Raw genomic sequence first — 20,710 nt, 5'->3', positions numbered from 1 at the left:
TTATCCCCCATTCAATCCCTGACCCGTTCCACTTTTCGCGGTCAGGGTCCAGTCATTTAGCCGTTAACGCGCCGCGCATCGCTGACGCTCGAATTGTCCTTCAACTGCGACAGCAGCCGGTTGAGATGCTTGAGGTCCCAGACCTCGAGATCGATCAGCATCTCGGTGAAATCGGGCGCCGTGCGTATCATCGACAGCGTGTGGATGTTGGCGTCGTTGGACGCCACCACCTGGGCGATGTCGGCCAGCGAACCCGGCGCATTGATGGCAGTGACCGAGATGCGCGCCGGGAAACGTTCCTTGGTGCGTTCGTCGATGTCCCAGCGCACGTCGATCCAGCGCTCGGGCTGGTCGTCGAAGGCCTGCAGCGCCGGCGACTGGATCGGATAGATGGTAATGCCGGTTCCGGGCTGGATGATGCCGACGATGCGGTCGCCGGGCACCGCCCCTTCCGGGGCGAAGCGCACCGGCAGGTCACCGCGCACGCCACGGATCGGCACCGCGCCGTCGCGTTGCTGGTCCTTGTCCTTTCGCGCGGCGCGAGTGCCGGGCATCTGGAACAGCATGCCGGCAGCGTTGCGGATCTTCGACCAGCCTTCCTCGCGCTGCTTGGGCGGCGCGACGGTGACGCGCTCGTCCTTATAGTCGGGGAAGACCGCTTTCATGACATCGGTGGAGCTCAGCTCGCCGCGGCCGACCGAGGCCAGCACGTCCTCGATGTCCTTGCGCGCCAGCCGGTGCAGAACCGGCTTCAGGCTCTCCTTGGTGAAGGTCTTGCCGGCGCGCTCGAAGGCGCGCTCGAGGATGCGGACGCCGAGGCCGGAATATTGCTTGCGTATCGCATTCTTGGTGGCGCGGCGGATCGCGGCCCGCGCCTTGCCGGTGACCACGACCGATTCCCAGGCTGCGGGCGGCACTTGCGCCTTGGAGCGGATGATCTCGACCTCGTCGCCATTCTTCAGTTCAGTCATCAACGGCATGATGCGGCCATTGACCTTGGCGCCGACGCAGGTGTCGCCGACGTCGGTGTGGACGGCATAAGCGAAGTCTATCGGGGTCGCGCCGCGCGGCAGCGCGATCAGCATGCCCTTGGGGGTGAAGCAGAACACCTGGTCCTGGAACAGCTCCAGCTTGGTGTTCTCGAGGAAATCCTCTGGATTGTCGCCCTCGGCCAGTTGCTCGATGGTGCGCCGCAGCCAGGCATAGGCGTTGGTCTCCCTGGAGATCGCATGCGCCGCGCCGTTCACCTTGCCGCCTGTGTCCTTGTAGATCGAATGGGCGGCGACGCCGTATTCGGCGATCTTGTTCATCTCCTTGGTGCGGATCTGCAGTTCGACGCGCTGGCGCGACGGGCCGACGATGGTGGTGTGGATGGAACGGTAGTCGTTCTGCTTCGGCGTCGAGATGTAGTCCTTGAAGCGGCCGGGCACCATCGACCAGGTGGTATGGATGGCGCCAAGCGCGCGGTAGCAGTCATCGACGGAATCGACCACGACGCGAAAACCGAAAATGTCGGAGAGTTGCTCGAAGGAAAGCGCCTTGGCCTCCATCTTGCGGAACACCGACCATGGCTTCTTCTGCCGGCTCTTCACGCTCGCCTTGATCGCGCGCTTCTCGAACAGGCCGGAAAGCGCCGTCTCGATCTCCTGCAGGACGCCCTTGTTGCGCTCGAAAATCTCGGCGAGCCTTGCGGTGACGGCGCGATAAGCCTCCGGATTGATGTAGCGGAAGGCGATTTCTTCCAGTTCCTCGCGCATGCCCTGCATGCCCATGCGCCCGGCCAAGGGCGCATAGATGTCCATCGTCTCCTCGGCGATGCGCAGGCGTTTGGACTCGGGCATATGGTCGAGCGTGCGCATGTTGTGCAGGCGGTCGGCGAGCTTGACCAGAAGAACGCGAATATCCTCGGAGATCGCGAGCAGGAGCTTGCGCAAATTCTCCGCCTGCTCGGCCTTCTTCGAGACCAGGTCGAGCTTCTTCAGCTTGGTGAGGCCTTCGACCAGCTTGCCCATTTCCGGACCGAACAACTCGTCGATCTCGGCTCTTGTCGCCGTCGTGTCCTCGATCGTGTCGTGCAGCAAGGCAACGGCGATCGTCGCCTCGTCCATATGCATGTCGGTGAGGATGGCGGCGACTTCGAGCGGATGCGAGAAATAGGGATCGCCCGAGGCGCGCTTCTGGTGGCCATGCTTCTGCATGGCATAGACATAAGCCTTGTTGAGCAGCGCCTCGTTGACGTCAGGCTTGTAGCGCTGGACGCGCTCGACAAGCTCATACTGACGCATCATGGGCGGGATCTCGCGGTGCTGAAATGATTGATGCGCCGCACTGGCGTGCGACGCACCTCATAGATAGCCACGAAACTTAAGATACGGAAGTCCTGGATGGTTGATCCAACCCGGACAAAAGCTCTTAGTAGTCGTCGCTCTTTTCGGGCGGCACCAGACCTTCGATGCCGGCGAGCAAGTCTTCCTCGCTCATGCGGTCGAACGTAACGTTCTCCTCAGCGTCGTCGGTGCCGGCAGCAGCGACGGTCGCGCCGGTCTCGTCGGTGATCGCCTCGCCCTCGGCTTCCGGCTCGTCGACCTCGACATGCTTCTGCAGCGAGTGGATCAGGTCTTCCTTGAGGTCGTCGGGCGACAGCGTCTCGTCGGCGATCTCGCGCAGCGCGATGACCGGGTTCTTGTCATTGTCGCGCGGAACGGTGATCTGCGCGCCCTGGCTGATCTGGCGGGCGCGGTGGCCGGCAAGCAGCACGAGTTCAAAACGGTTGTCGACCTTGTCGATGCAATCTTCAACGGTTACGCGGGCCATGGACTGCCCCTTTCATGCGATGGATTTGATGGAAAGCTGACGCGCTCCATAACGCGGGCGCGGCCGAAATACAAGCTTCATGGCGTCGACGTCAGCTTTGCCGGCCGTTGCCTGGCTCATCACCGCGCTACGCCATGAAGCTGCCCACATAGTGGCGATCACAATTGCTTGCAATGCAGGGGCCTGCCCTTGGATATCCACAAATTGCGCGTTATCTCGGATGTGACGGTACCGAGGCCCATTTGTCGGACCTATTCGTCAAACGCTTTTAGACGACAGAAATTTTCGAAAGGAATGTTTTTCAATGTTCGATCCCCGTGAAAAGATCGCTCTTTTCATCGACGGCGCCAATCTCTATGCCACGTCCCGGGCGCTGGGCTTCGACATCGACTACCGCAAGCTCCTGTCGAGCTTCCAGAAGCGCGGCTACCTGCTGCGCGCTTACTATTACACCGCGCTGGTCGAGGATCAGGAATATTCATCGATCCGGCCGCTGATCGACTGGCTAGACTATAACGGCTTCAAGGTGGTGACGAAGCCCGCCAAGGAATTCACCGACTCGACCGGCCGCCGCAAGATCAAGGGCAACATGGACATCGAGCTGACCGTCGATGCGCTGGAGCTCGCCGATGTCGTCGATCACTATGTGATCTTCTCCGGCGACGGCGACTTCCGCACGCTGGTCGAAGCGCTGCAGCGGCGCGGCCGCAAGGTGTCGATCATCTCGACCATGGCTTCCCAGCCGCCGATGATCTCCGACGACCTGCGCCGCCAGGCCGATCATTTCATCGACCTGATGTCGTTGAAGAGCGAAGTCGGCCGCGACCCGTCCGAGCGGCCCGCGCGCCGGCCGGAACCCGCCGAGGTCGACGAGGACGATTATTGACGAGCGGCGGCCTTGATCGCCGCGCCCTCCCCCGAACCCGGCCATGACTGCCCGCTCTGTCCGCGGCTGTACGATTTCATCGCGGCCTGGCGCGAGCGCGAGCCCGGCTGGTTCAACGCGCCGGTGCCAACCTTCCTTCCCCCGGAAGGCGAAGGTTCCGTCAGGCTGCTGATCGTCGGGCTGGCGCCCGGCCTGCGCGGCGCCAACCGCACGGGACGCCCCTTCACCGGCGACTACGCCGGCGACCTGCTCTACGGCACGATGATCGCGCATGGCCTGGCGCGCGGCGAGTTCAAGGCGCGGCCGGATGACGGGCTCGAGCTTGTCGGCACGGCCATCACCAATGCGGTGCGCTGCGTGCCGCCGGAGAACAAGCCGGTGGGTGCCGAGATCGCCACCTGCCGGACCTTTCTCAAGCCGACCATCGCGCGCTTTCCCAATCTCAGCGCCATACTGACGCTGGGCTCGATCGCGCATCAGTCGACGGTGCGGGCATTGGGCGAGCGCGTGGCGGCCATTCCGTTCCGCCACGGCGGCCGGCAGCAGGCCGGCGGTATCGCGCTGTTTTCCAGCTATCACTGCTCGCGCTACAACACCAATACGGGCGTGTTGACGCAGGAGATGTTCGTCAATGTGTTCAAGGAGATCGCGACGTTCCTGAAGACCTAGATTCAGGGCGCGGATAAAGCGGCCAGCGTCTCGCGGCTGCCCTTCAAAACGTTGAGATCGACATCGCCTTCGATGCCGTCGACGCGGCCCATGTTGTGATACTGCCAGTAGATCCAGTCGTTCTCGCGCGGCCTGATCGCCAGTGACCGCAGCCAGCGCTGGCGGCTGAGGATGCTGCCGGAATAGGCGTCCGCCGCCTCGTCGGTCAGATAGAAAACCGCCTGCTTGCCGAATGCTGTCTCGACCGGACCGAGGAAGGCGGCGAGCTCGGCGTTCAACTGTTCGGGAGACAGACGCTGCGGGCAATTGCCGCCGAACTCGATGTCGACCACCGGCGGCAGAAGCGGCTCGCCCCGCGGCACCACCGCAATGAAGTTCCTCGCCTGATCGGCGCCGGGGCGGCAGAAGGTGAAGAAATGATAGGCGCCGACCGCCAGGCCGGCCGCGCGGGCTTCGCGCAGGTTGGTTGCGAATTGGGTATCGACATGGGTGCCGCCTTCGGTTGCCTTGATGATCGCGAAGGCGACATCGTCTGCCGCGACGCGTTGCCAGTCGATCTTTCCCTGATGGTGGGAGACGTCGATGCCCCGGATCGGGAACTCCGCGCGGTCGGGCGAAAAGCCACGGAACCAGAAATAGGCGCCTGCCGCGACAGCACAGGCGACAACCACGCCGGCAAGGCCCCAGAAAACAATCCGCTTCCCCAAGACCATCCCCCTGTCGCAAAGGCGCGTGCGCGCCGGACCAGAGAGCCGGCCGGTGGCTTTTTTCAGGCGGCCTGTTTCCGCCGGCGACGAAAGCTCCTTTGTTTTGACGCAATTCCGAACGGAAAACCGCTACGCACTTTTCCTGGAATTGCTTTAGCCGCGTTCTTTCAGCAGCCGGCCCTTTTCGCGCGACCAGTCGCGCTGCTTTTCGGTCTCGCGCTTGTCGTGCAGCTTCTTGCCTCGCGCAATGGCAAGCAGCAGCTTGGCGCGGCCGCGGTCGTTGAAATAGATTTTCAGCGGCACCAGCGTCATGCCTTCGCGCTCGACGCTTTGCGAGAGCTTGGCCATCTCGCGCTTCGAGACCAGCAGTTTGCGGCGGCGGCGCGGCTCGTGGTTGAAGCGGTTGGCCTGCAGATATTCCGGCAGATAGGAGTTGATCAGCCAGATCTCGCCGCCTTCGGCCGAGGCATAGCTCTCCTGGATGTTGGCCTGGCCCTGGCGCAGCGACTTGACCTCGGTGCCGGTCAGCACCAAGCCGGTCTCGATGGTGTCGAGAACCTCATAGGAAAAGCGCGCCTTGCGGTTTTCGGCGACCGTCCTGTTGTTGGGGTCGGCTTTCTTGACTTGATTCATAATGCGGAGAGGTGGCGCCTCATTCCTAATTAATCAAGCCGGCGTGCTTGAGCGCCGCGTCGATCTTTTCCGCGGTCGAAGCCTCGACCGTCACTAGCGGCGAACGCACCACATTCTCGAGCTTGCCCAGCTTCGACAACGCGTATTTCGACCCCGAGACACCAGGCTCAATGAAGATCGCCTTGTGAAGCGGCAGCAGGCGATCCTGCAGGTCGAGCGCCTTGGCGCTGTCGCCGGAAAGCGTCGCTTCCTGAAACTCGGAGCAAAGGCGCGGCGCGACATTCGAGGTGACCGAAATACAGCCGACACCGCCATGCGCGTTGAAGCCGAGCGCGGAGGCATCCTCGCCGGAAAGCTGGATGAAATCCTTGCCGCAGGTCATGCGCTGCTCGGAGACACGCTCGACCTTGCCGGTCGCGTCCTTGACGCCGGCAATGTTCTTGAAGTCGTGGCGCAGCCTGCCCATCGTCTCCGGCGTCATGTCGATCACCGAACGCGGCGGGATATTGTAGATGATGATCGGCAGCCTGGTCGCCTTGGCGACGGCGGCGAAATGCTCATAGAGTCCGCGCTGCGTGGGCTTGTTGTAATAGGGCGTGACGACAAGGGCGGCATCGGCGCCGGCCTTTTCGGCATATTGCACCAGTCCGACCGCTTCCTCAGTGTTGTTGGAGCCCGCGCCGGCCACGACGGGCACCCTGCCCTTGGCCACCTCGATGCAGACCTTGACGACCTGACGGTGCTCCTCGTGCGACAGCGTCGGCGACTCGCCGGTGGTGCCGACAGGAACCAGACCCTTGGTGCCTTCGGCGATCTGCCATTCCACAAATGAGCGAAAGGCTTTCTCGTCGAAGCGCCCGCTCTTTTCGAACGGTGTCACGAGCGCAGTCAGCGAGCCTCTCAGCATGTCGTCCAAACTCCTTGGAACTTTGTCGGTTTATGCATGTCGTCGTCCCAAAACCGGTTCCCACTTTTGGGCGACATGCATCGGTGTTCATTAGATCGGTTGGTTGCGCGCCTTCTAGCCGAAAGCGGAGCCGCGCACCATAGTCTCGACATGGTTCAGCGGCAAGCATGGGAATAGTGCCAGCGGGTGCAATTCGAACGGCCTCGATAACCTTTTGTTTACGAGCCTTTCACGACCTAAGTTTAGGCTTCGCATCGGGTTCTCAAATGCCCGCGCCTGCTGACGATGTGCTAGGATCGTAAAATGCCGACGAAGCGGCCCCATCTTTTCGCGCTTTTGGGCGCGATCGTCGCGCTGATGCCCACCGTGGCGATCGGCGGCAGCGTCGATGTGCGCGCGACAGCCTCGATTCCGGCGCCCGACCCGCCGCAGGCGCCGGGCCAGATGTCGACCGCCCCCGACATAGCGCAACTGAAGAGCGGGCTCGATGCACTCGCCGCCAACAACATCGCCGGCGCGCGCAATGCGCGCGACACGCTGCCCGCCACCTCGCTCGACCGGCACATCCTTGCCTGGGCGATCGCGCTTTACGGCGGCGATCAGGTGCCGAGCGGCGAGATCGCCGACGCGGCCAAGATGCTGCCGGGATGGCCCGGCACGATCGCGTTGCGCAAGAACAGCGAGCGCGCGCTCTATCGCGAGAACCCGCCGCCGCAAGTGGTGGTGCAGGCCTTCGGCCGCAGCCAGCCGCTGACGCCCGAGGGTGTGATCATCCTTGCCCGCTCGCAGATGGCGCTGGGCAACCAGGCGGCGGCGCGCGCGGTGCTGGTGCCGTTCTGGCGCACCGAGAAGCTGGAAGCAAAGGACGAGGCGACCGTCATCAAGGAGTTCGGCGCGCTGATCCCGGCGGCCGACCATCGCTACCGCATGGAGCGCATGTTCTATGCCGACCGGCCGTCCTCGGCGCTGAGGGTCGCCGGCCTCGCTGGCGCACAGCCCCTGGCGGATGCCTGGGCGGCTGCCGACAAGGGCGACAAGAACGCCGCCAAGCTGTTGAAGGCGGTGCCCGCCGCGCAGCGCTCCGCCGGCTATTTCTTCGCCGAGGCGGAATATCTGCGCAAGCAGCAGAAATTCGCCGATGCCGCCGCAATCGTCGTGAAGGCGCCGACCGATCGCGATTCGCTGGTCGACCCCGATGCCTGGTGGGTCGAACGCCGCGTGCTGTCGCGTGAGCTGGTCGACCAGGGCGACATGAAGACCGCCTACAAGATCGTCTCCATGCACGCCGCCGAGAGCCCGCTGAACGCCGCCGAAGCCGAATTCCATGCCGGCTGGTATGCATTGCGCGGCCTCAACGATCCGGCGACCGCCGCCGGGCATTTCACGCGCATCACCGAATTCGCCCAGGGACCGGTGTCGCTGTCGCGCGCCTATTACTGGCTCGGCCGCGCGGCGGAAGTCGGCGGCCCAGGCAACGCCAAGGATTACTTCACGCGTGCGGCCGGCTACGGCACGACCTTCTACGGACAGCTCGCGGGCGAGCGCGTGGGCTTGAGAACGCTCAACATCGGCTATCCGAAACCGAGTGCCGCCGATCGTCAGAGCTTTGACAACCGAGAAGCAGTCGGCGCGATCAAGCGGCTGCAGGAAGCAGGCTACGACCGCTATGCCGAAACGCTCTACCGCGACCTTGCCGGGCAACTGACCAGCCCGGGCGAACTGGCGCTGCTTGCGGTGCTGGCCGAAAAGCAGGGCAACCATTTCATGGCGCTGAAGGTCGGCAAGATCGCCGGGCAGCGCGGCATTGATGTCGGCGCGCTTTCACATCCGCTGGGTGTCATTCCCGATTCGGCCAACATTTCGGGGTCCGGCAAGGCGCTCGCCTACGCCATCGCCCGCCAGGAAAGCGAGTTCAATATCGGCGCCGTTTCCAGCGCCGGCGCACGCGGCCTGCTGCAGCTGATGCCGGGCACCGCCAAGCAGTTGGCGAAGAAGGCCGGCATGACCTTTTCGCAGGCGCGGCTGACGACGGATGCCGGCTACAACGCGACGCTGGGCTCGGCCTTCCTTGGCGAGCAGTTGGACCGCTTCGGCGGCTCCTACGTGCTGACCTTTGCCGGCTACAATGCCGGCCCCAATCGCGCCGCCCAATGGGTGGCGAAATACGGCGATCCGCGCGGCAAGGACGTCGATGCGGTCGCCGATTGGATCGAGCGGATTCCCTACACGGAAACAAGAAGTTACGTGCAGCGCGTGATGGAGAATTATGAGGTCTATAAGATGCGTATTTCAGGGAAATACGACATCGTGGGCGACCTCGTGAACGGGCGCAGCTGAAGACTTTCCCTTCTCCCTTGTGGGAGAAGGAAAGAACTCGCCATTTGACGATCCCCGCCCTCGCCTGTAGCTGTCGATTACCCAGCGAGGAGCGGTATTGCGATGGCGAGCGACGAAGATTTCTCCGACTTCTTCTATCCCTCGCCCGACGGCCTGAAACTTCATGCCCGGATCTATGGCGAACCGAATGCCAAGGGCTGCCCGGCAGTCTGCCTGCCCGGCCTCACCCGCAATGCGCGCGACTTTCATGAACTCGCGATCCATCTTTCCAAGAGAACGGAGAGCCCCCGGAAAGTCATTGCCTTCGACTACCGCGGCCGCGGGCAATCCGACCACGATCCCGATATCGGCCATTATAATGTCGGGGTCGAAGCCGGCGACGTGCTTGCCGGGCTGTCTGCGCTCGGCATCGAACAAGCCGCCTTCGTCGGCACTTCGCGCGGCGGCCTGATCATCCATGTGCTCGGCGCATTGAAGCCGGCCGTACTAAGGGCCGTCGTCCTGAACGACATCGGCCCGGTGATCGAGGTAGAGGGCCTCGCCCATATCCGCTCCTATCTCGACCGCGCGCCGAAACCGAAGACCTTCGCCGAGGCGGTGGATGCCCAGCGGCGCGTGCACGGCGCCGACTTCCCCAACCTGACCGACGCCGACTGGGCACGCATGGTGGGCGCGATCTGCCGCGAAACGGATGCCGGCTGGGTGCCGGATTTCGATCCGGCCCTTGTCGACACGCTGGCCGGCGTCGACTTCGGCAAGCCGCTGCCGGATTTGTGGCCGCAGTTCGACGCGCTCGCCGCCATTCCACTGCTCGCGATTCGCGGCGCAAACTCGAAACTGCTTTCCACGGCGACGCTTCAAGCGATGCAGGAGCGGCACCCCGGCATGGAACAGACCACCGTCGAAGGCCAGGGCCACGCGCCCTTTCTCGAAACCGGCGACTTGCCTGGAAAGATTGCCGCATTCCTCGATCGGGCCGAATATCGAGTAGAAATGAAATAAAGCCCGAGACTATGTCAGCCCGGGCTTACCATCCAAATATAGATTTGCGCATGCCGGCGGGAGCGATCCGCCCGTCTATTCGCCTTTCGAGCGCTTGCGGGGCGCCTTGGCCGATTCCGGCCCCTTCGCTTTCCGAGACGGCGGGGCAGAGGTCGGCGTCGTAAGGGGCGACGCGAACACGGAGGCTTCGGCCGAGCGAGACGACGCCTCGTCGCCGCGTGGCTTCTCGAGAACGACCACACAGCCATCGAGATCGTTGGTGGCCAGATGCGCGTAACGCATTGTCATCGACAAGGTCTGATGGCCCAGCCACATCTGGACGCGCCTTATGTCGATTCCGCCCTGGACGAGCCGTGAAGCGCAAGTGTGACGCAGGATGTGCGGCACCACCTGTTCGTCGGCGCCGAGACCGACTTCGGTCTTCGCCTCGTTCCAGATTGCGCGGTACTGCGCCTGTGTCAGCTTGGTGAACGGGCCTTTCGGCCGGCGTCCTTCCGTGTTCGGCGGCAGCTTGATGACTTCCTTGACGCGCTCGGTCATCGGAATGGTGCGGCTGCGGCCGGATTTGGTGATCCAGAAGGAGACGCGATATTCCTGGATGTCGTTCCATATCAGGCCGAGCGCCTCGCCGAGGCGGCAGCCGGTATCGACCAGGAAGACGGAAAGCCTGTAGGCATCTTCGCTGCGGCTCCTGATCGCCGCAAACAGCCTTGCTTCTTCGTCCCTTTCGAGGAAACGAATCCGTCCCGCCCGCTCCTTCTGGCGGCGGAACTCGGGCAGGCTGTGGATATCTCCCATCTTATGCGCCTTACGCAGCAATTTGCTGAGGGCAGCCATCTTGCGGTTGATGGTTGCGTTGCTGTTGCCGCGCTGGCGCAATGTACCGATAAGATTGTCCAGGGTGTTCTGGTCAAAGGTGCTGAAACGCTCTCCCAGAAGGATCTCGTCTATTTCACCGATGAAAGAGCTGACATTGTATTTATGCCGCCCGTCATCCCAGAGTATATCTCGATAAGCTACGAAAAGCTCTCCGATCCTATACGACTTTACTTCTCGGATCTTGTTGTAGGTGTATCGAAAGTTCGAATTCTGAGAAGAAAATACCGCAAAATGACCAGAGGGCTCACCCTCTTGAATCGCTTCGTTCGACATTTTAGCCACACCCCCTGTGGTTAAGGGACCAGCCCTAACCGCTTGGGAGTGTCCTTTCAAGAGTTTTCGAATCTTGTCGACGATCTCATCCGCCAGCGCGGAACCCACAAGATCGCCCAACAGACCCGATCAGCTTACCGTTTCACCCCCATCCTTTCGTTCGGATTGCCGCCACCGCGGAAACAAAAACGGCCCGGGCGTGGAAGCGCCCGGGCCGGATTTCACCTGTAGGGTTCCAGCCCTTAGAAGTCGCGCTGGAAGCGGACGAAACCACCGAGGGCGTTCTTCTTGCCGTCAGGAATTTCGGTCCAGTTGAAACCGTTCTTCTCGTGGTCGTTGTGAGCCCAGTCAAGTTCGGTGATGACCGAAAAGCCGGGAACGATCGTGTAGGCGACGTTCGCCGCGAGACCGAACTCCTTGGCTTCGTCATACGAAACCTGGAGATTGAACGAGGTCTTCTCGTTGAACTTGTAGGTGCCACCGCCCCACACTGCCCAGTTGCCGCCCCACTGCTTGTAGAAGTTGCGGTCAGAGTTCTTGTCCGTGCCGTAGCCGCCCATGACGAACAGTGTGAATGCGTCATTGACGTTCACGTCCAAGCGAACCTTGCCGGTCCACTCTTCCCAGTTGCTGTTGTAAGCGACGACGCCGCTGATGCCGCCCCAACCCTGGGTCCACTTCACGCCGCCGACGATATGCGGCACGTAGCTGTCGATAAGCTCGCTGCCAGCATCATACCGGCCACCGTCAACGGTATGGTTGGCGAGGCGGTCGGCGTAGTGATAGCCACCGTAGGAATTGCCCTCTTCGAACGAGACAATGGCCGAGAAGCCGTTGCCCGCGTCGAAGGTGTAGCTGATCAGGTTGGTGTCGAAGCCGCCGTAAGGAACGATCGTATCGTTGATGACGGAGCCGGCGTAACCGGTGAAGGTGTCGAAGGCCGATTCGTCGGCGCCGATGCGCAGACCACCGAGCTGGACCCACGCAAAGTGGGTATTAACCGACGAAGCACCGTCGGCGAAGTCGAAACGGGTCTCGGTGTAGGTCTTCAAGGTGCCGAGCTCGGTTTCCTGGCCGGTCCAGGTCTTCAGCGCGAAGCGAGCCTGCTTGTGCCAGGAACGCTGCGAGTCGCCGTTCAGGACGTCGGTCGTGCCGCGGCCCGTAAACGAGCCCTCTTCACCAGCCGAAGCGTCATAGCGGATATAGCCGCCGATGCGCAGGCAGGTTTCGGTGCCCGGGATGTAGAAGTAGCCGGCGCCGTACACGTCGCAGATCTTGACGTATTCAGCCGGTTCCGGCTCGGCGACGGTCACTGCGTCCGCGGCGCGAGCACCGGAAACTGCGACCAGAGCCGCAGCTGAGCCGAGAAGAAGGCTCTTGATGTTCATTTTCTGACCTCCAGTCAAAAGTTAAAAAACGGGTCTGGGTATTTTTTGCTGAAGGACAGCGTTCCCTGCCCCATCCCCACTACCGAAAAAGATGCGCACCGCGCCGCTCCTTCGAAGCTGACATTACCCATGAGCCGGCGCCGTTCAACCAGGATCGTACCGCCGCAACGGCTGTCTGGATGCTATCCCCGGGCGTTGTTGCACAAATGACACGATTTGGCCTCACTCCGAAAGCTCTCGTTAACCATTGAGGTCCGCGTACCGGCTGAATCCGCCCGAATCCGGCACAGGACCGACCGAATGCGGCGGACGGCTGAGTCGACCGCCAAGCGATCGCCGCAGAATCGCCACCTGAAGCGGCGCGAATGCGCAGGCTTGCCCGATTTTTCACTGATTATGGCGCAGGCTTGTTGATTGTGCCGGCGCTTTTCTTTATCCAGCGGCGCAACGGAGAGGTGGCCGAGTGGTCGAAGGCGCTCCCCTGCTAAGGGAGTAGAGGTCAAAAGCTTCTCGTGGGTTCGAATCCCATCCTCTCCGCCACGTCTATTTCCCGCAGCTCCACAACAGCGATGTCTATGTCGGATCGACAAATGATCCGCGGCGTCGTTTCGAATCGCATCAATCAGGACAGGTGACTTCGACCAGGGCTTATTTGCCTGTCACCCTGAAGTCCTGCATCGGGGGCGAAACCGAGGCCAACGCGCGGCAACTTGAGCAACATTTCAAGACCGGATCCGGCAAGGTCTTCGCCAACAAACGGTTTTGGTGGGCAGCGCCTCATTGACCGATCCAAGGTTTATCTCCATGGAATAAAAGGGAAAACGGTTCAATTGCCTGTCTTTTTTCGACCTCCTCCGTCCGATTCTGACTGGAGGTCAGAAAATGAACATCAAGAGCCTTCTTCTCGGCTCAGCTGCGGCTCTGGTCGCAGTTTCCGGTGCTCGCGCCGCGGACGCAGTGACCGTCGCCGAGCCGGAACCGGCCGAATACGTCAAGATCTGCGACGTGTACGGTTCCGGCTACTTCTACATCCCGGGCACCGAAACCTGCCTGCGCATCGGCGGCTATGTCCGCTATGACGCCGGCTTTGGTGATGTTGGCACGTTCACCGGCGCACGCGCCGACGACGTCGTCAACGGCAAAAACCAGGGCACCTGGTACAAAGACGCTCGCTTCACGCTGAAGACCTGGACCGGCCAGGAAACGGAACTCGGCACGTTGAAGACCTATACCGAAACGCGCATGAACTTCCAAAACCACCCGTTCGACAACGGCAACGGCAACAACGCTGAAAACAGCTTCGACATGCACTTCGCCTGGATTCAGCTTGGCGGCCTGCGGGTCGGCTTGGACGAATCGGCCTTTGATACGTTCGTCGGCTACGCCGGCAACGTCGTCAACGACACCATCGTTCCCTACGGCGGGTTCAAGACCGGTGTCGTTCAGTACTACTTCGACGCCGGCAACGGTTTCTCGGCGATGGCCTCTCTCGAAGAAGGTTCCGGCGGCGCCGACCAGGCCGCGCCAGGTGCTACTTATGGTTATGGTGTCGGCACGATCGACAGCTACGTTCCGCACATCGTCGGTGGCCTGAAGTATACGCAGGGCTGGGGTGATGTCGTCGGCGTCGTCGCTTATGACAGCAACTACGAATATGTGTCCGGCAAGGTTCGCGTGGACGTGAACGTGACCAACGAGCTGTCGATTTTCGGCATGTTCGGCTACGCCAGCGAGGGCAAGCTTAACGACTTCAACCCCAACCCGAACACTGCCTTTGCGAACGGTCGCGGCTTCTACAAGCCGTGGGGCGGCGACTGGGGCTTCTGGGCCGGCGGCACCTACAAGTTCAGCGACAAGGCCTCGTTCAACCTCCAGGTGTCGGGCGATCAGTGGAAGGATTACGGCATCGCGGCCAACATTGCCTACACCGTCGTTCCCGGCCTGACGATCACGCCCGAAGTTGACTACCAGCACGTTGGTTCGGATGCTTTCGACCACGGCAACGTTTGGGCCGGCTCCGAGAAGAAGAACTCCGTCGGCGCTATCGTCCGCTTCCAGCGCGATTTCTAAGACCAGGTATTTCTGGGGAGACAGGAGAACCCGGCGGGCAACCGCCGGGTTTTTCTTTTCCGTTTGATGGATGTCGAGATCCCAAAACCGCTGCGCAGTTAGGATGTTGCGTCAGCAGTATATCCGGGGCGACGTTAGAGCGTTTCACCATTTCACGGAAACGGCGCGCCGCTCTATTTCCTTGTTTTTACGCAATTCCGGACGGAAGGCTACGGCGAGACCGCTGAGCCCAACCGCTCACGCTTTTCCTGGAATTACTCTAGGCGTTCGACCTGATTGCGGCGCAGCGCGGTGGAAAGCTTTCAAATCCAGGTGAGACGGCGCCCGGAGCAGCCGCACCCCGTGACCGAAGTCAAACGTCGGCGAGGTCGCCCAAAGCTTCAATCAAAGGCTGGACCTCGCTTTCGTAATTCTTCCAGCGCTTCACGGACGATTTGTATATCGGCTGACGAACCTGCCAGCGGCTGGGCGTGGTGACCGCCCCTTCCCTATCGAAGAAGCGCAGGCATGCGTCATCCCAAGGCAGGCCGAGATGATCGATGAGCCGGCGCGACTGCGCCTCTTGATCCTCTACAAGCGTCTCATAGCGATTTTCAAAGATACGGCTTGGGAAAACCTCGTTCCAGTGACGCATCAAACGGTCATATTCTCGATAGTACAGGCCGAGTGTCCGCAAGTCTGCGTTGTAGCTGTGCGCCGAACTGAAGGGCAGGACATAGCATGACACGCAATTGTCGATGGCATCGCGGCGGCAGTGAATGATGCGCGCATTGGGGAACAGAACGGCGATAAGACCGATCAGCTCAAAATTGTGTGGCTCCTTGTCGACGACGCGGAGCGCAGCAGGCGCCCGCTCCCTGAGGTAGGATAGATGCTCTTCGGCCAGCGTCCTGGTCAGATCCGGTGTAAGGGAATTGACGGGCTTGCCCAAATCTTCAGCCGACGATTTGAGGCCGATTGCGTTTGCTACCCGCCTTAGTTTTGCAAGTTCTCCCGCGCCATGAACCCCGGGATGACTGGCCAGAATCTGTTCCGTCAGCGTCGTTCCGGAACGAGGCATGCCAACCACGAACACAGGGAGATCGGAAGGATCGCCAAGGCCGGACGCGGCAGCAAACAAGCCGGGCGTGAAGATTTCAATTATCGAATCTACGAAACGACGATACTGATCGATGTCGAACCTGTAGCCGGCGGCCTGCTTGGCCTTGTTGAAATGGTCGAATGCTTCCGCGTAGCGCTTGAGATCGTTCTGCACTTTCCCGGCGGCGTAGTGAAGGCTCTGCGCCGCCTCCGCGTTAAGCCCCGGACTGTCGAGTTCGCGAAGAATCGATTGGAGTTCCGGAGGCTCTTCGGTAAATTTCCTGGTCTGCACGAGCTCGTAACAAGCAGCCGCTGCGTCGACGCGGCGTTCGATCGCCTCTTTGAGATAGGCGCCGGCCTCGTCCATACGCCCAAGACCGGTGAGCGCAGCAGCCATTCCGGTCCGTGCCTTGGGGTGATCACGGTTGATCTTCAGCGCCTTCTCATAAAGCGCCAATGCCAGGTCGGGTTTGTCGAACTGGGTATAAACACGCCCCAAGGCGCACAGGGCCTCCACAAGATCGGGCTGTATTTCCAAGGCATGCTGGATGTATTTCATGGCGGCTGAGAATTCACTCAGCTTCGCATAGGCCTCGCCGAAGCTAAGATGGTAGTATGGGTTTCCAGGCTCCTCGGCGGTCGCACGCGCGAAATAGCGCAGAGCCGCTTCGTCGTCATAGCCTAGACAAACCGTGCCCATGATGTACAGCGCCAGTGGATGGTTTGGCGTCCGTGCCAGCACTTCAAGGCATAAATCCTTTGCTTCACCACGTCGTTTGGCCTGTTGGTGCTCATAGGCTCTCTTCAGCAACGCGTCATCAACCTGTGCGTGTGCGAACGAATTTGCCTTCGGCAGGCCTGACTGTGGCGGACTTGCCTGGGGCCATCCGGGTTTCGGCGTGGCGGCGGACTTGAGGTGTTTTGCCCAAGCAGGCGGCAAACGATTGTTCATCATGCCTGCTAGCAATAAAGTACCGACGGAATCCAGTCAAAGCTGGGTGAGCGGCGAGCCTGTCGTTCAAGTATCCGCGAGATCGCCAAGCGCCTCGATCAGCGATTGAATTTCGTTTTCATAGTTTTTCCAGCGCTTGACCGACGTCTTGTAGATCGGCTGCCGGACCTGCCAGCGGCTCGCCGTGGTCACGGAGCCCTCCTTGTCGAAAAAGCGAAGGCAGGCATCGTCCCACGGCAAGCCGATGTAGTCGATCAGCCGGCGCGATTGTGCCTCCTGGTCGTCAACGAGTGTCTCATAGCGATTCTCGAAGATGCGGCCTGGAAGCACCTCGTTCCAATGCCGCATCAAGCGGTCATATTCGCGATAGTATAAGCCGAGGGTTCTCAGGTCATTGCTGTAGCTGTGATAACCATTGAACGGCAGAACGAAGCAGGAAATGCAATTGTCGATAGCGTCGCGACGACAGTGAATGATGCGCGCCTTGGGAAAGAGCAAGCCGATAAGGCCGATCAACTCAAAATTGTGCGGCATCTTGTCGACGATACGCAGTGCCGTGGCCGACCGTTTCGCGAGATAGGACAAATGCTCCGTGGCCAGCGTTTTCGATAGTTCCGGCGTGATCGAATCGACAACGCCGTTCAACTTTGCGGCCAATGAGGGCTTGAGGCCGATGGCATTGGCAACTCGCCCCAACTTGGCAAGCTCCCCCGCGCCATAGACATCGGGATGACTGGCCAGGATCTGTTCCGTCAGCGTCGTCCCGGAGCGCGGCATGCCAACCACGAAAACCGGCTGCTCGGAGGAATCGCCAAAGCTGTGCTCGGCAGCGGCAAACAATCCCGGCGTGAAGACCTCGATCAGCGCGTCGACCCACCGACGGTACTGATCGATATCGAATAGCTTCGAGACCTGTTTCGCCTTCCGGAAATGATCGAACGCCTCATCATAGCGTTTGAGATCATTGAGCACCTTGCCAGCGGCATGGTGGAGCAGCCGGGCACTCCCCGGATCGAGTTTCGAATCGCCAAGCTCCCGGAGAATGGAGCGGAGTTCCGGAGGCTCCTGAGTGAACTTCTGCGTCTGCACAAGATGGTAATAGGCGCCCGGCAGGTCGATGCGCCGCTCTATTGCCTGTTTCAGACAGGCGGCGGCCTCGTCCATGCGGCCCACGCTGCTCAGGGCATTGGCCAGCCCCACCCTGATCTCGGGATGATCGGGATCGATTTTCAGCGCTTTCTCGTAAAGCGGCAAAGCCAGACTGGGCTTATCGGATTCCACATAAGTACTTCCCAAGGCACAGAGCGCCACGACAAGATCGGGCTGCAATTCCAGGGCGTATCGCATGTGCTCGATCGCCGGCGAATGTTCACCGACCTTTACATAGGCCTCGCCCAGGCTGAGGTGATAGTATATGTTGCGCGGCTCCTCCGCGATGGCACGGGCGAAATATTGCAATGCCGTCTCGTCGTCATAGCCCAGGCATACGGTTCCCATAATGTAGAGGGCGCGCGGGTGGTTCGGCGTGTGCGCCAGAACCTGCAGGCACAGATCCTGAGCCTGCTTCGGGCGCTTGGCCTGCTGATGGTCATAGGCCTGCTTCAGCAGCAGGTCGTCGGACTGCGCGCGCGCGTCCGGTCTCGAGGGATTCGCCTGGGGCGATCCCGGCCTGAGCGCCGGAGCGGATGGCTTGGGTACCGGACCGGACTTGATATGCTTGGCCCAGCCGGGCGGCAGACGGTTGTTCATGGCGCTTCGCTAGCAAAAGAAGCCGCCGGAATCCAGCCCGCGCGAGACTGCGCCTCCCACCCCAGCTTGCACCGGTCGGGGGATCACGCTAGCAAGAACGCCTCTTCCACGCGAGCTTTTGCCATGCGCCAGCGCCCATCCCTCACGCCGATCATCGGCGCGCTTCCCACCACGGTTCCGTTCGTCGGCCCGGAGGCGCAGGAGCGCGAGCGCGGCCGGCCATTCCGCGCCCGCATCGGCGCCAATGAAAGCAGTTTCGGGCCGTCGCCGCGCGTCATCGCCCGGATGGAGAGCGTCGCCCGCGATCAGTGGATGTATTGCGACCCCGACAATTACGAGCTGAAGGTGGCGGCCGCCGCGCATCACAAGGTGGCTGTCGAAAACGTGGTTGTGGGCGAAGGCATCGACGGCCTGCTTGGCCTGGTGGCGCGCATGTATGTCGGGCCCGGCGAAGCCGTGGTCACTTCGCTCGGCGCCTACCCCACCTTCAATTTCCATATCGCCGGCGTCGGCGGCCGCCTGGTGACGGTGCCCTATGCCAACGACAAGGAAGACCTGGACGGGCTTCTCGCCAAGGCCGCGAGCGAAAAGGCACCGCTGGTCTATCTCTCCAACCCCGACAATCCGATGGGAAGCTGGTGGGAGGCGCCGGATGTCGTCCGCTTCATTGAAGCGCTGCCGGAAACCACCATGCTGGTGCTCGACGAGGCCTATGGCGAGCTGGGACCCGCCTCGGCGCTGCCTGCGATCGACGTTGCGCGGCCGAACGTCATCCGCATGCGCACCTTCTCCAAGGCTTACGGCCTGGCCGGCATACGCTGCGGCTACGCCGTCGCGGAGGCGGAGGTGATCCGCGACTTCGAGAAGATCCGCAACCACTACGGCGTCAGCCGCATGGCGCAGATCGCCGGCCTCGAGGCGCTTGCCGACCAGGACTACCTGCGCTCGGTGGTGGCGCGCGTGGCCGCGGGCCGCGAGCGCATTTCAACCATCGCCAGGCAGAACGATCTCAAGCCACTGCCGTCGGCGACCAATTTCGTCACCATCGACTGCGTCCGCGATGGCGCCTTCGCGCTGAAAGTGATGCAGGGCCTCCTGTCGCGCGACGTGTTCATCCGCAAGCCTATGGTGCCGGTGCTCGACCGCTGCATAAGGGTCAGCGTCGGGCTCGACCACGAGCTCGACATTTTCGCCGAGGAACTGCCTGGCGTCCTGGCGGCGGCGCGGGGGAACTAGCCCGAGCCCCTGTTGCCTTTGCCCTTTGCTGTGCCAGATTCCGCCAAGTGCAACGCGGAGCACAGGCAATGCAAGGCAAACACAGAACCGTTCGGGCGCATGTTTCCGGTAAGGTTCAAGGTGTGAGCTACCGTGTCTGGACGCGCGGCGAAGCCATGCGCCTCGGACTGACGGGTTGGGTGCGCAACGAGCGCGACGGCTCGGTCGCCGCGCTGATTGCCGGCGCCGATGCCGCTGTCATGGCGATGATCGAACGCCTGTGGCAAGGGCCGCGGGGCGCGCTCGTCTCGAAGGTCGAGATCGAGGAAGCGTCCGACGACGCGCCCGTGGATTTCAGGATCATCGTCTAGTTTCACTTCGCCTCCGCAAACCAGGGCGGGCAACGGGCCCATAAGGTATCTTGAATTAATTGAACGTTCGTTTTATTAACGTTGGTGGAGGCGAACATGGCGCGCACCACAGGTTCCGACGGGGAAAAAACCGAAGCGGCCGTCCGTGAGGCGGCGGTCAGCCTAATCGCGCGCCTCGGCTACGAGGCGATGTCGATGCGGCAGCTGGCGGCGGAGGTCGGCGTGCAGGCAGCCGCGCTCTATCGTTACTTCCCGACCAAGGAGGACCTTCTGTTCACATTGATGCGTGAGCATATGGAAGGCCTGCTCAAGGCTTGGGAAGCGGCGCGGCCGGCGAGCGCTGATCCGGTCACCCGCCTTGCCGCCTATGTCGAGAACCACATCGCCTTCCACATAGAGCGACGTCACGCCACCCATGTCTCCAACATGGAGTTGCGCAGCCTGTCGCACGAAAGGCTGACGCAGATCCTCAAGATGCGCACGGCCTATGAGAAGGAGCTGCGCACGATCCTGCGCGACGGCGCCGAGGCCGGTGTCTTTCAGGTCGACGATACCGGGCTCACCGCCATGGCGCTGATCCAGATGATGACCGGTGTCATCGTCTGGTTCCGGCCGGACGAGCGGCTGTCGATCGCTGAAGTCACGGCATCATATCTTTCGATGACAATGCGCCTGGTCGGCGCGACAATCAGCCATGGCACCGCGCGTCCTTCCGGGCGCGCCAGGGACGCCGTGGCACTCTGATACAGGCATGATCTCCGCGAATACCGGGCATGCG

General features: G+C 61.7%; 17 protein-coding genes, 1 tRNA gene and 1 pseudogene. 10 read left to right on the top strand and 9 right to left on the bottom strand.

Annotation, left to right across the window (positions count from 1 at the left end):
- Positions 1-56: 56 nt before the first annotated feature.
- Both FJ957_RS10595 and rpoZ read right to left on the bottom strand, forming a co-directional pair.
- Positions 57-2,288, bottom strand: a complete 2,232-nt coding sequence (locus FJ957_RS10595) for a bifunctional (p)ppGpp synthetase/guanosine-3',5'-bis(diphosphate) 3'-pyrophosphohydrolase (RefSeq protein WP_140831106.1) — start codon at positions 2,286-2,288, stop codon at positions 57-59.
- Between the two features lie 124 nt (positions 2,289-2,412).
- Positions 2,413-2,814 (bottom strand): DNA-directed RNA polymerase subunit omega, encoded by a 402-nt coding sequence (gene rpoZ / locus FJ957_RS10590; protein WP_140831104.1) that lies wholly within the window; start codon positions 2,812-2,814, stop codon positions 2,413-2,415.
- A gap of 304 nt (positions 2,815-3,118) precedes the next feature.
- Here rpoZ and FJ957_RS10585 point away from each other — a divergent pair, with 304 nt between their 5' ends.
- Positions 3,119-3,700, top strand: a complete 582-nt coding sequence (locus FJ957_RS10585; RefSeq protein ID WP_140644365.1) for an NYN domain-containing protein — start codon at positions 3,119-3,121, stop codon at positions 3,698-3,700.
- A 15-nt stretch (positions 3,701-3,715) separates the two neighbouring features.
- The gene (locus FJ957_RS10580) at positions 3,716-4,369 is read left to right on the top strand and encodes a uracil-DNA glycosylase (protein ID WP_140831870.1); all 654 of its coding nucleotides are present in this window, start codon (positions 3,716-3,718) and stop codon (positions 4,367-4,369) included.
- 2 nt (positions 4,370-4,371) lie between these two features.
- Here the strand turns inward: FJ957_RS10580 and FJ957_RS10575 are convergent, their stop codons facing one another.
- The 3 genes from FJ957_RS10575 to dapA all read right to left on the bottom strand — a co-directional run bounded on the left by FJ957_RS10575 (position 4,372) and on the right by dapA (position 6,616).
- Positions 4,372-5,076 (bottom strand): GH25 family lysozyme, encoded by a 705-nt coding sequence (locus FJ957_RS10575; RefSeq protein ID WP_140831102.1) that lies wholly within the window; start codon positions 5,074-5,076, stop codon positions 4,372-4,374.
- A gap of 153 nt (positions 5,077-5,229) precedes the next feature.
- Positions 5,230-5,709 (bottom strand): SsrA-binding protein SmpB, encoded by a 480-nt coding sequence (gene smpB / locus FJ957_RS10570; RefSeq protein ID WP_041002108.1) that lies wholly within the window; start codon positions 5,707-5,709, stop codon positions 5,230-5,232.
- Positions 5,710-5,734: 25 nt separating this feature from the next.
- Complete coding sequence (dapA, locus tag FJ957_RS10565; protein WP_140831100.1) at positions 5,735-6,616, bottom strand: 4-hydroxy-tetrahydrodipicolinate synthase; 882 nt, start codon at positions 6,614-6,616, stop codon at positions 5,735-5,737.
- A 303-nt stretch (positions 6,617-6,919) separates the two neighbouring features.
- Here dapA and FJ957_RS10560 point away from each other — a divergent pair, with 303 nt between their 5' ends.
- Both FJ957_RS10560 and FJ957_RS10555 read left to right on the top strand, forming a co-directional pair.
- On the top strand, positions 6,920-8,953 hold the full coding sequence (locus FJ957_RS10560) for a lytic transglycosylase domain-containing protein (protein WP_140831098.1): 2,034 nt from the start codon (positions 6,920-6,922) through the stop codon (positions 8,951-8,953).
- Between the two features lie 102 nt (positions 8,954-9,055).
- A complete protein-coding gene (locus tag FJ957_RS10555) occupies positions 9,056-9,955 on the top strand; it encodes an alpha/beta hydrolase (protein ID WP_140831096.1) in 900 nt (299 codons plus the stop codon).
- A gap of 75 nt (positions 9,956-10,030) precedes the next feature.
- Here the strand turns inward: FJ957_RS10555 and FJ957_RS10550 are convergent, their stop codons facing one another.
- Positions 10,031-11,107, bottom strand: a complete 1,077-nt coding sequence (locus FJ957_RS10550) for a site-specific integrase (protein WP_140831094.1) — start codon at positions 11,105-11,107, stop codon at positions 10,031-10,033.
- A 242-nt stretch (positions 11,108-11,349) separates the two neighbouring features.
- Complete coding sequence (locus FJ957_RS10545) at positions 11,350-12,495, bottom strand: porin (protein WP_140831093.1); 1,146 nt, start codon at positions 12,493-12,495, stop codon at positions 11,350-11,352.
- 449 nt (positions 12,496-12,944) lie between these two features.
- On the opposite strand from FJ957_RS10545, the gene FJ957_RS10540 reads away from it, so the two are divergent.
- The 3 genes and pseudogenes from FJ957_RS10540 (at position 12,945) to FJ957_RS10530 (ending at position 14,565) form a co-directional block, all read left to right on the top strand.
- A tRNA-Ser gene (locus FJ957_RS10540) sits at positions 12,945-13,035 on the top strand.
- A gap of 31 nt (positions 13,036-13,066) precedes the next feature.
- Positions 13,067-13,279, top strand: a pseudogene (locus tag FJ957_RS10535) (GIY-YIG nuclease family protein); the annotation flags it as partial.
- Between the two features lie 98 nt (positions 13,280-13,377).
- Positions 13,378-14,565 carry a porin gene (locus FJ957_RS10530; RefSeq protein WP_140831091.1) on the top strand — a complete coding sequence of 396 codons (1,188 nt, stop codon included), beginning with the start codon at positions 13,378-13,380 and terminating at the stop codon, positions 14,563-14,565.
- 352 nt (positions 14,566-14,917) lie between these two features.
- Here FJ957_RS10530 and FJ957_RS10525 read toward each other — a convergent pair whose 3' ends face one another.
- Both FJ957_RS10525 and FJ957_RS10520 read right to left on the bottom strand, forming a co-directional pair.
- Positions 14,918-16,597, bottom strand: a complete 1,680-nt coding sequence (locus FJ957_RS10525; RefSeq protein ID WP_140831868.1) for a sulfotransferase — start codon at positions 16,595-16,597, stop codon at positions 14,918-14,920.
- A gap of 66 nt (positions 16,598-16,663) precedes the next feature.
- On the bottom strand, positions 16,664-18,346 hold the full coding sequence (locus tag FJ957_RS10520) for a sulfotransferase (protein WP_140831089.1): 1,683 nt from the start codon (positions 18,344-18,346) through the stop codon (positions 16,664-16,666).
- 123 nt (positions 18,347-18,469) lie between these two features.
- On the opposite strand from FJ957_RS10520, the gene FJ957_RS10515 reads away from it, so the two are divergent.
- The 3 genes from FJ957_RS10515 (at position 18,470) to FJ957_RS10505 (ending at position 20,676) form a co-directional block, all read left to right on the top strand.
- On the top strand, positions 18,470-19,582 hold the full coding sequence (locus FJ957_RS10515; protein WP_140831087.1) for a pyridoxal phosphate-dependent aminotransferase: 1,113 nt from the start codon (positions 18,470-18,472) through the stop codon (positions 19,580-19,582).
- Between the two features lie 68 nt (positions 19,583-19,650).
- Positions 19,651-19,932, top strand: coding sequence for an acylphosphatase (locus FJ957_RS10510; protein ID WP_140831085.1), 282 nt, complete (start codon positions 19,651-19,653; stop codon positions 19,930-19,932).
- Between the two features lie 96 nt (positions 19,933-20,028).
- Positions 20,029-20,676, top strand: a complete 648-nt coding sequence (locus tag FJ957_RS10505; RefSeq protein WP_140831083.1) for a TetR/AcrR family transcriptional regulator — start codon at positions 20,029-20,031, stop codon at positions 20,674-20,676.
- The last annotated feature ends 34 nt before the right edge of the window (positions 20,677-20,710 follow it).

It is taken from the genome of Mesorhizobium sp. B2-4-6 (genome assembly GCF_006442775.1).
Lineage (GTDB): Bacteria > Pseudomonadota > Alphaproteobacteria > Rhizobiales > Rhizobiaceae > Mesorhizobium.
The sequence above is the reverse complement of the archived record's forward strand: the minus strand, read 5'-3'. Positions and strand labels throughout refer to the sequence as shown.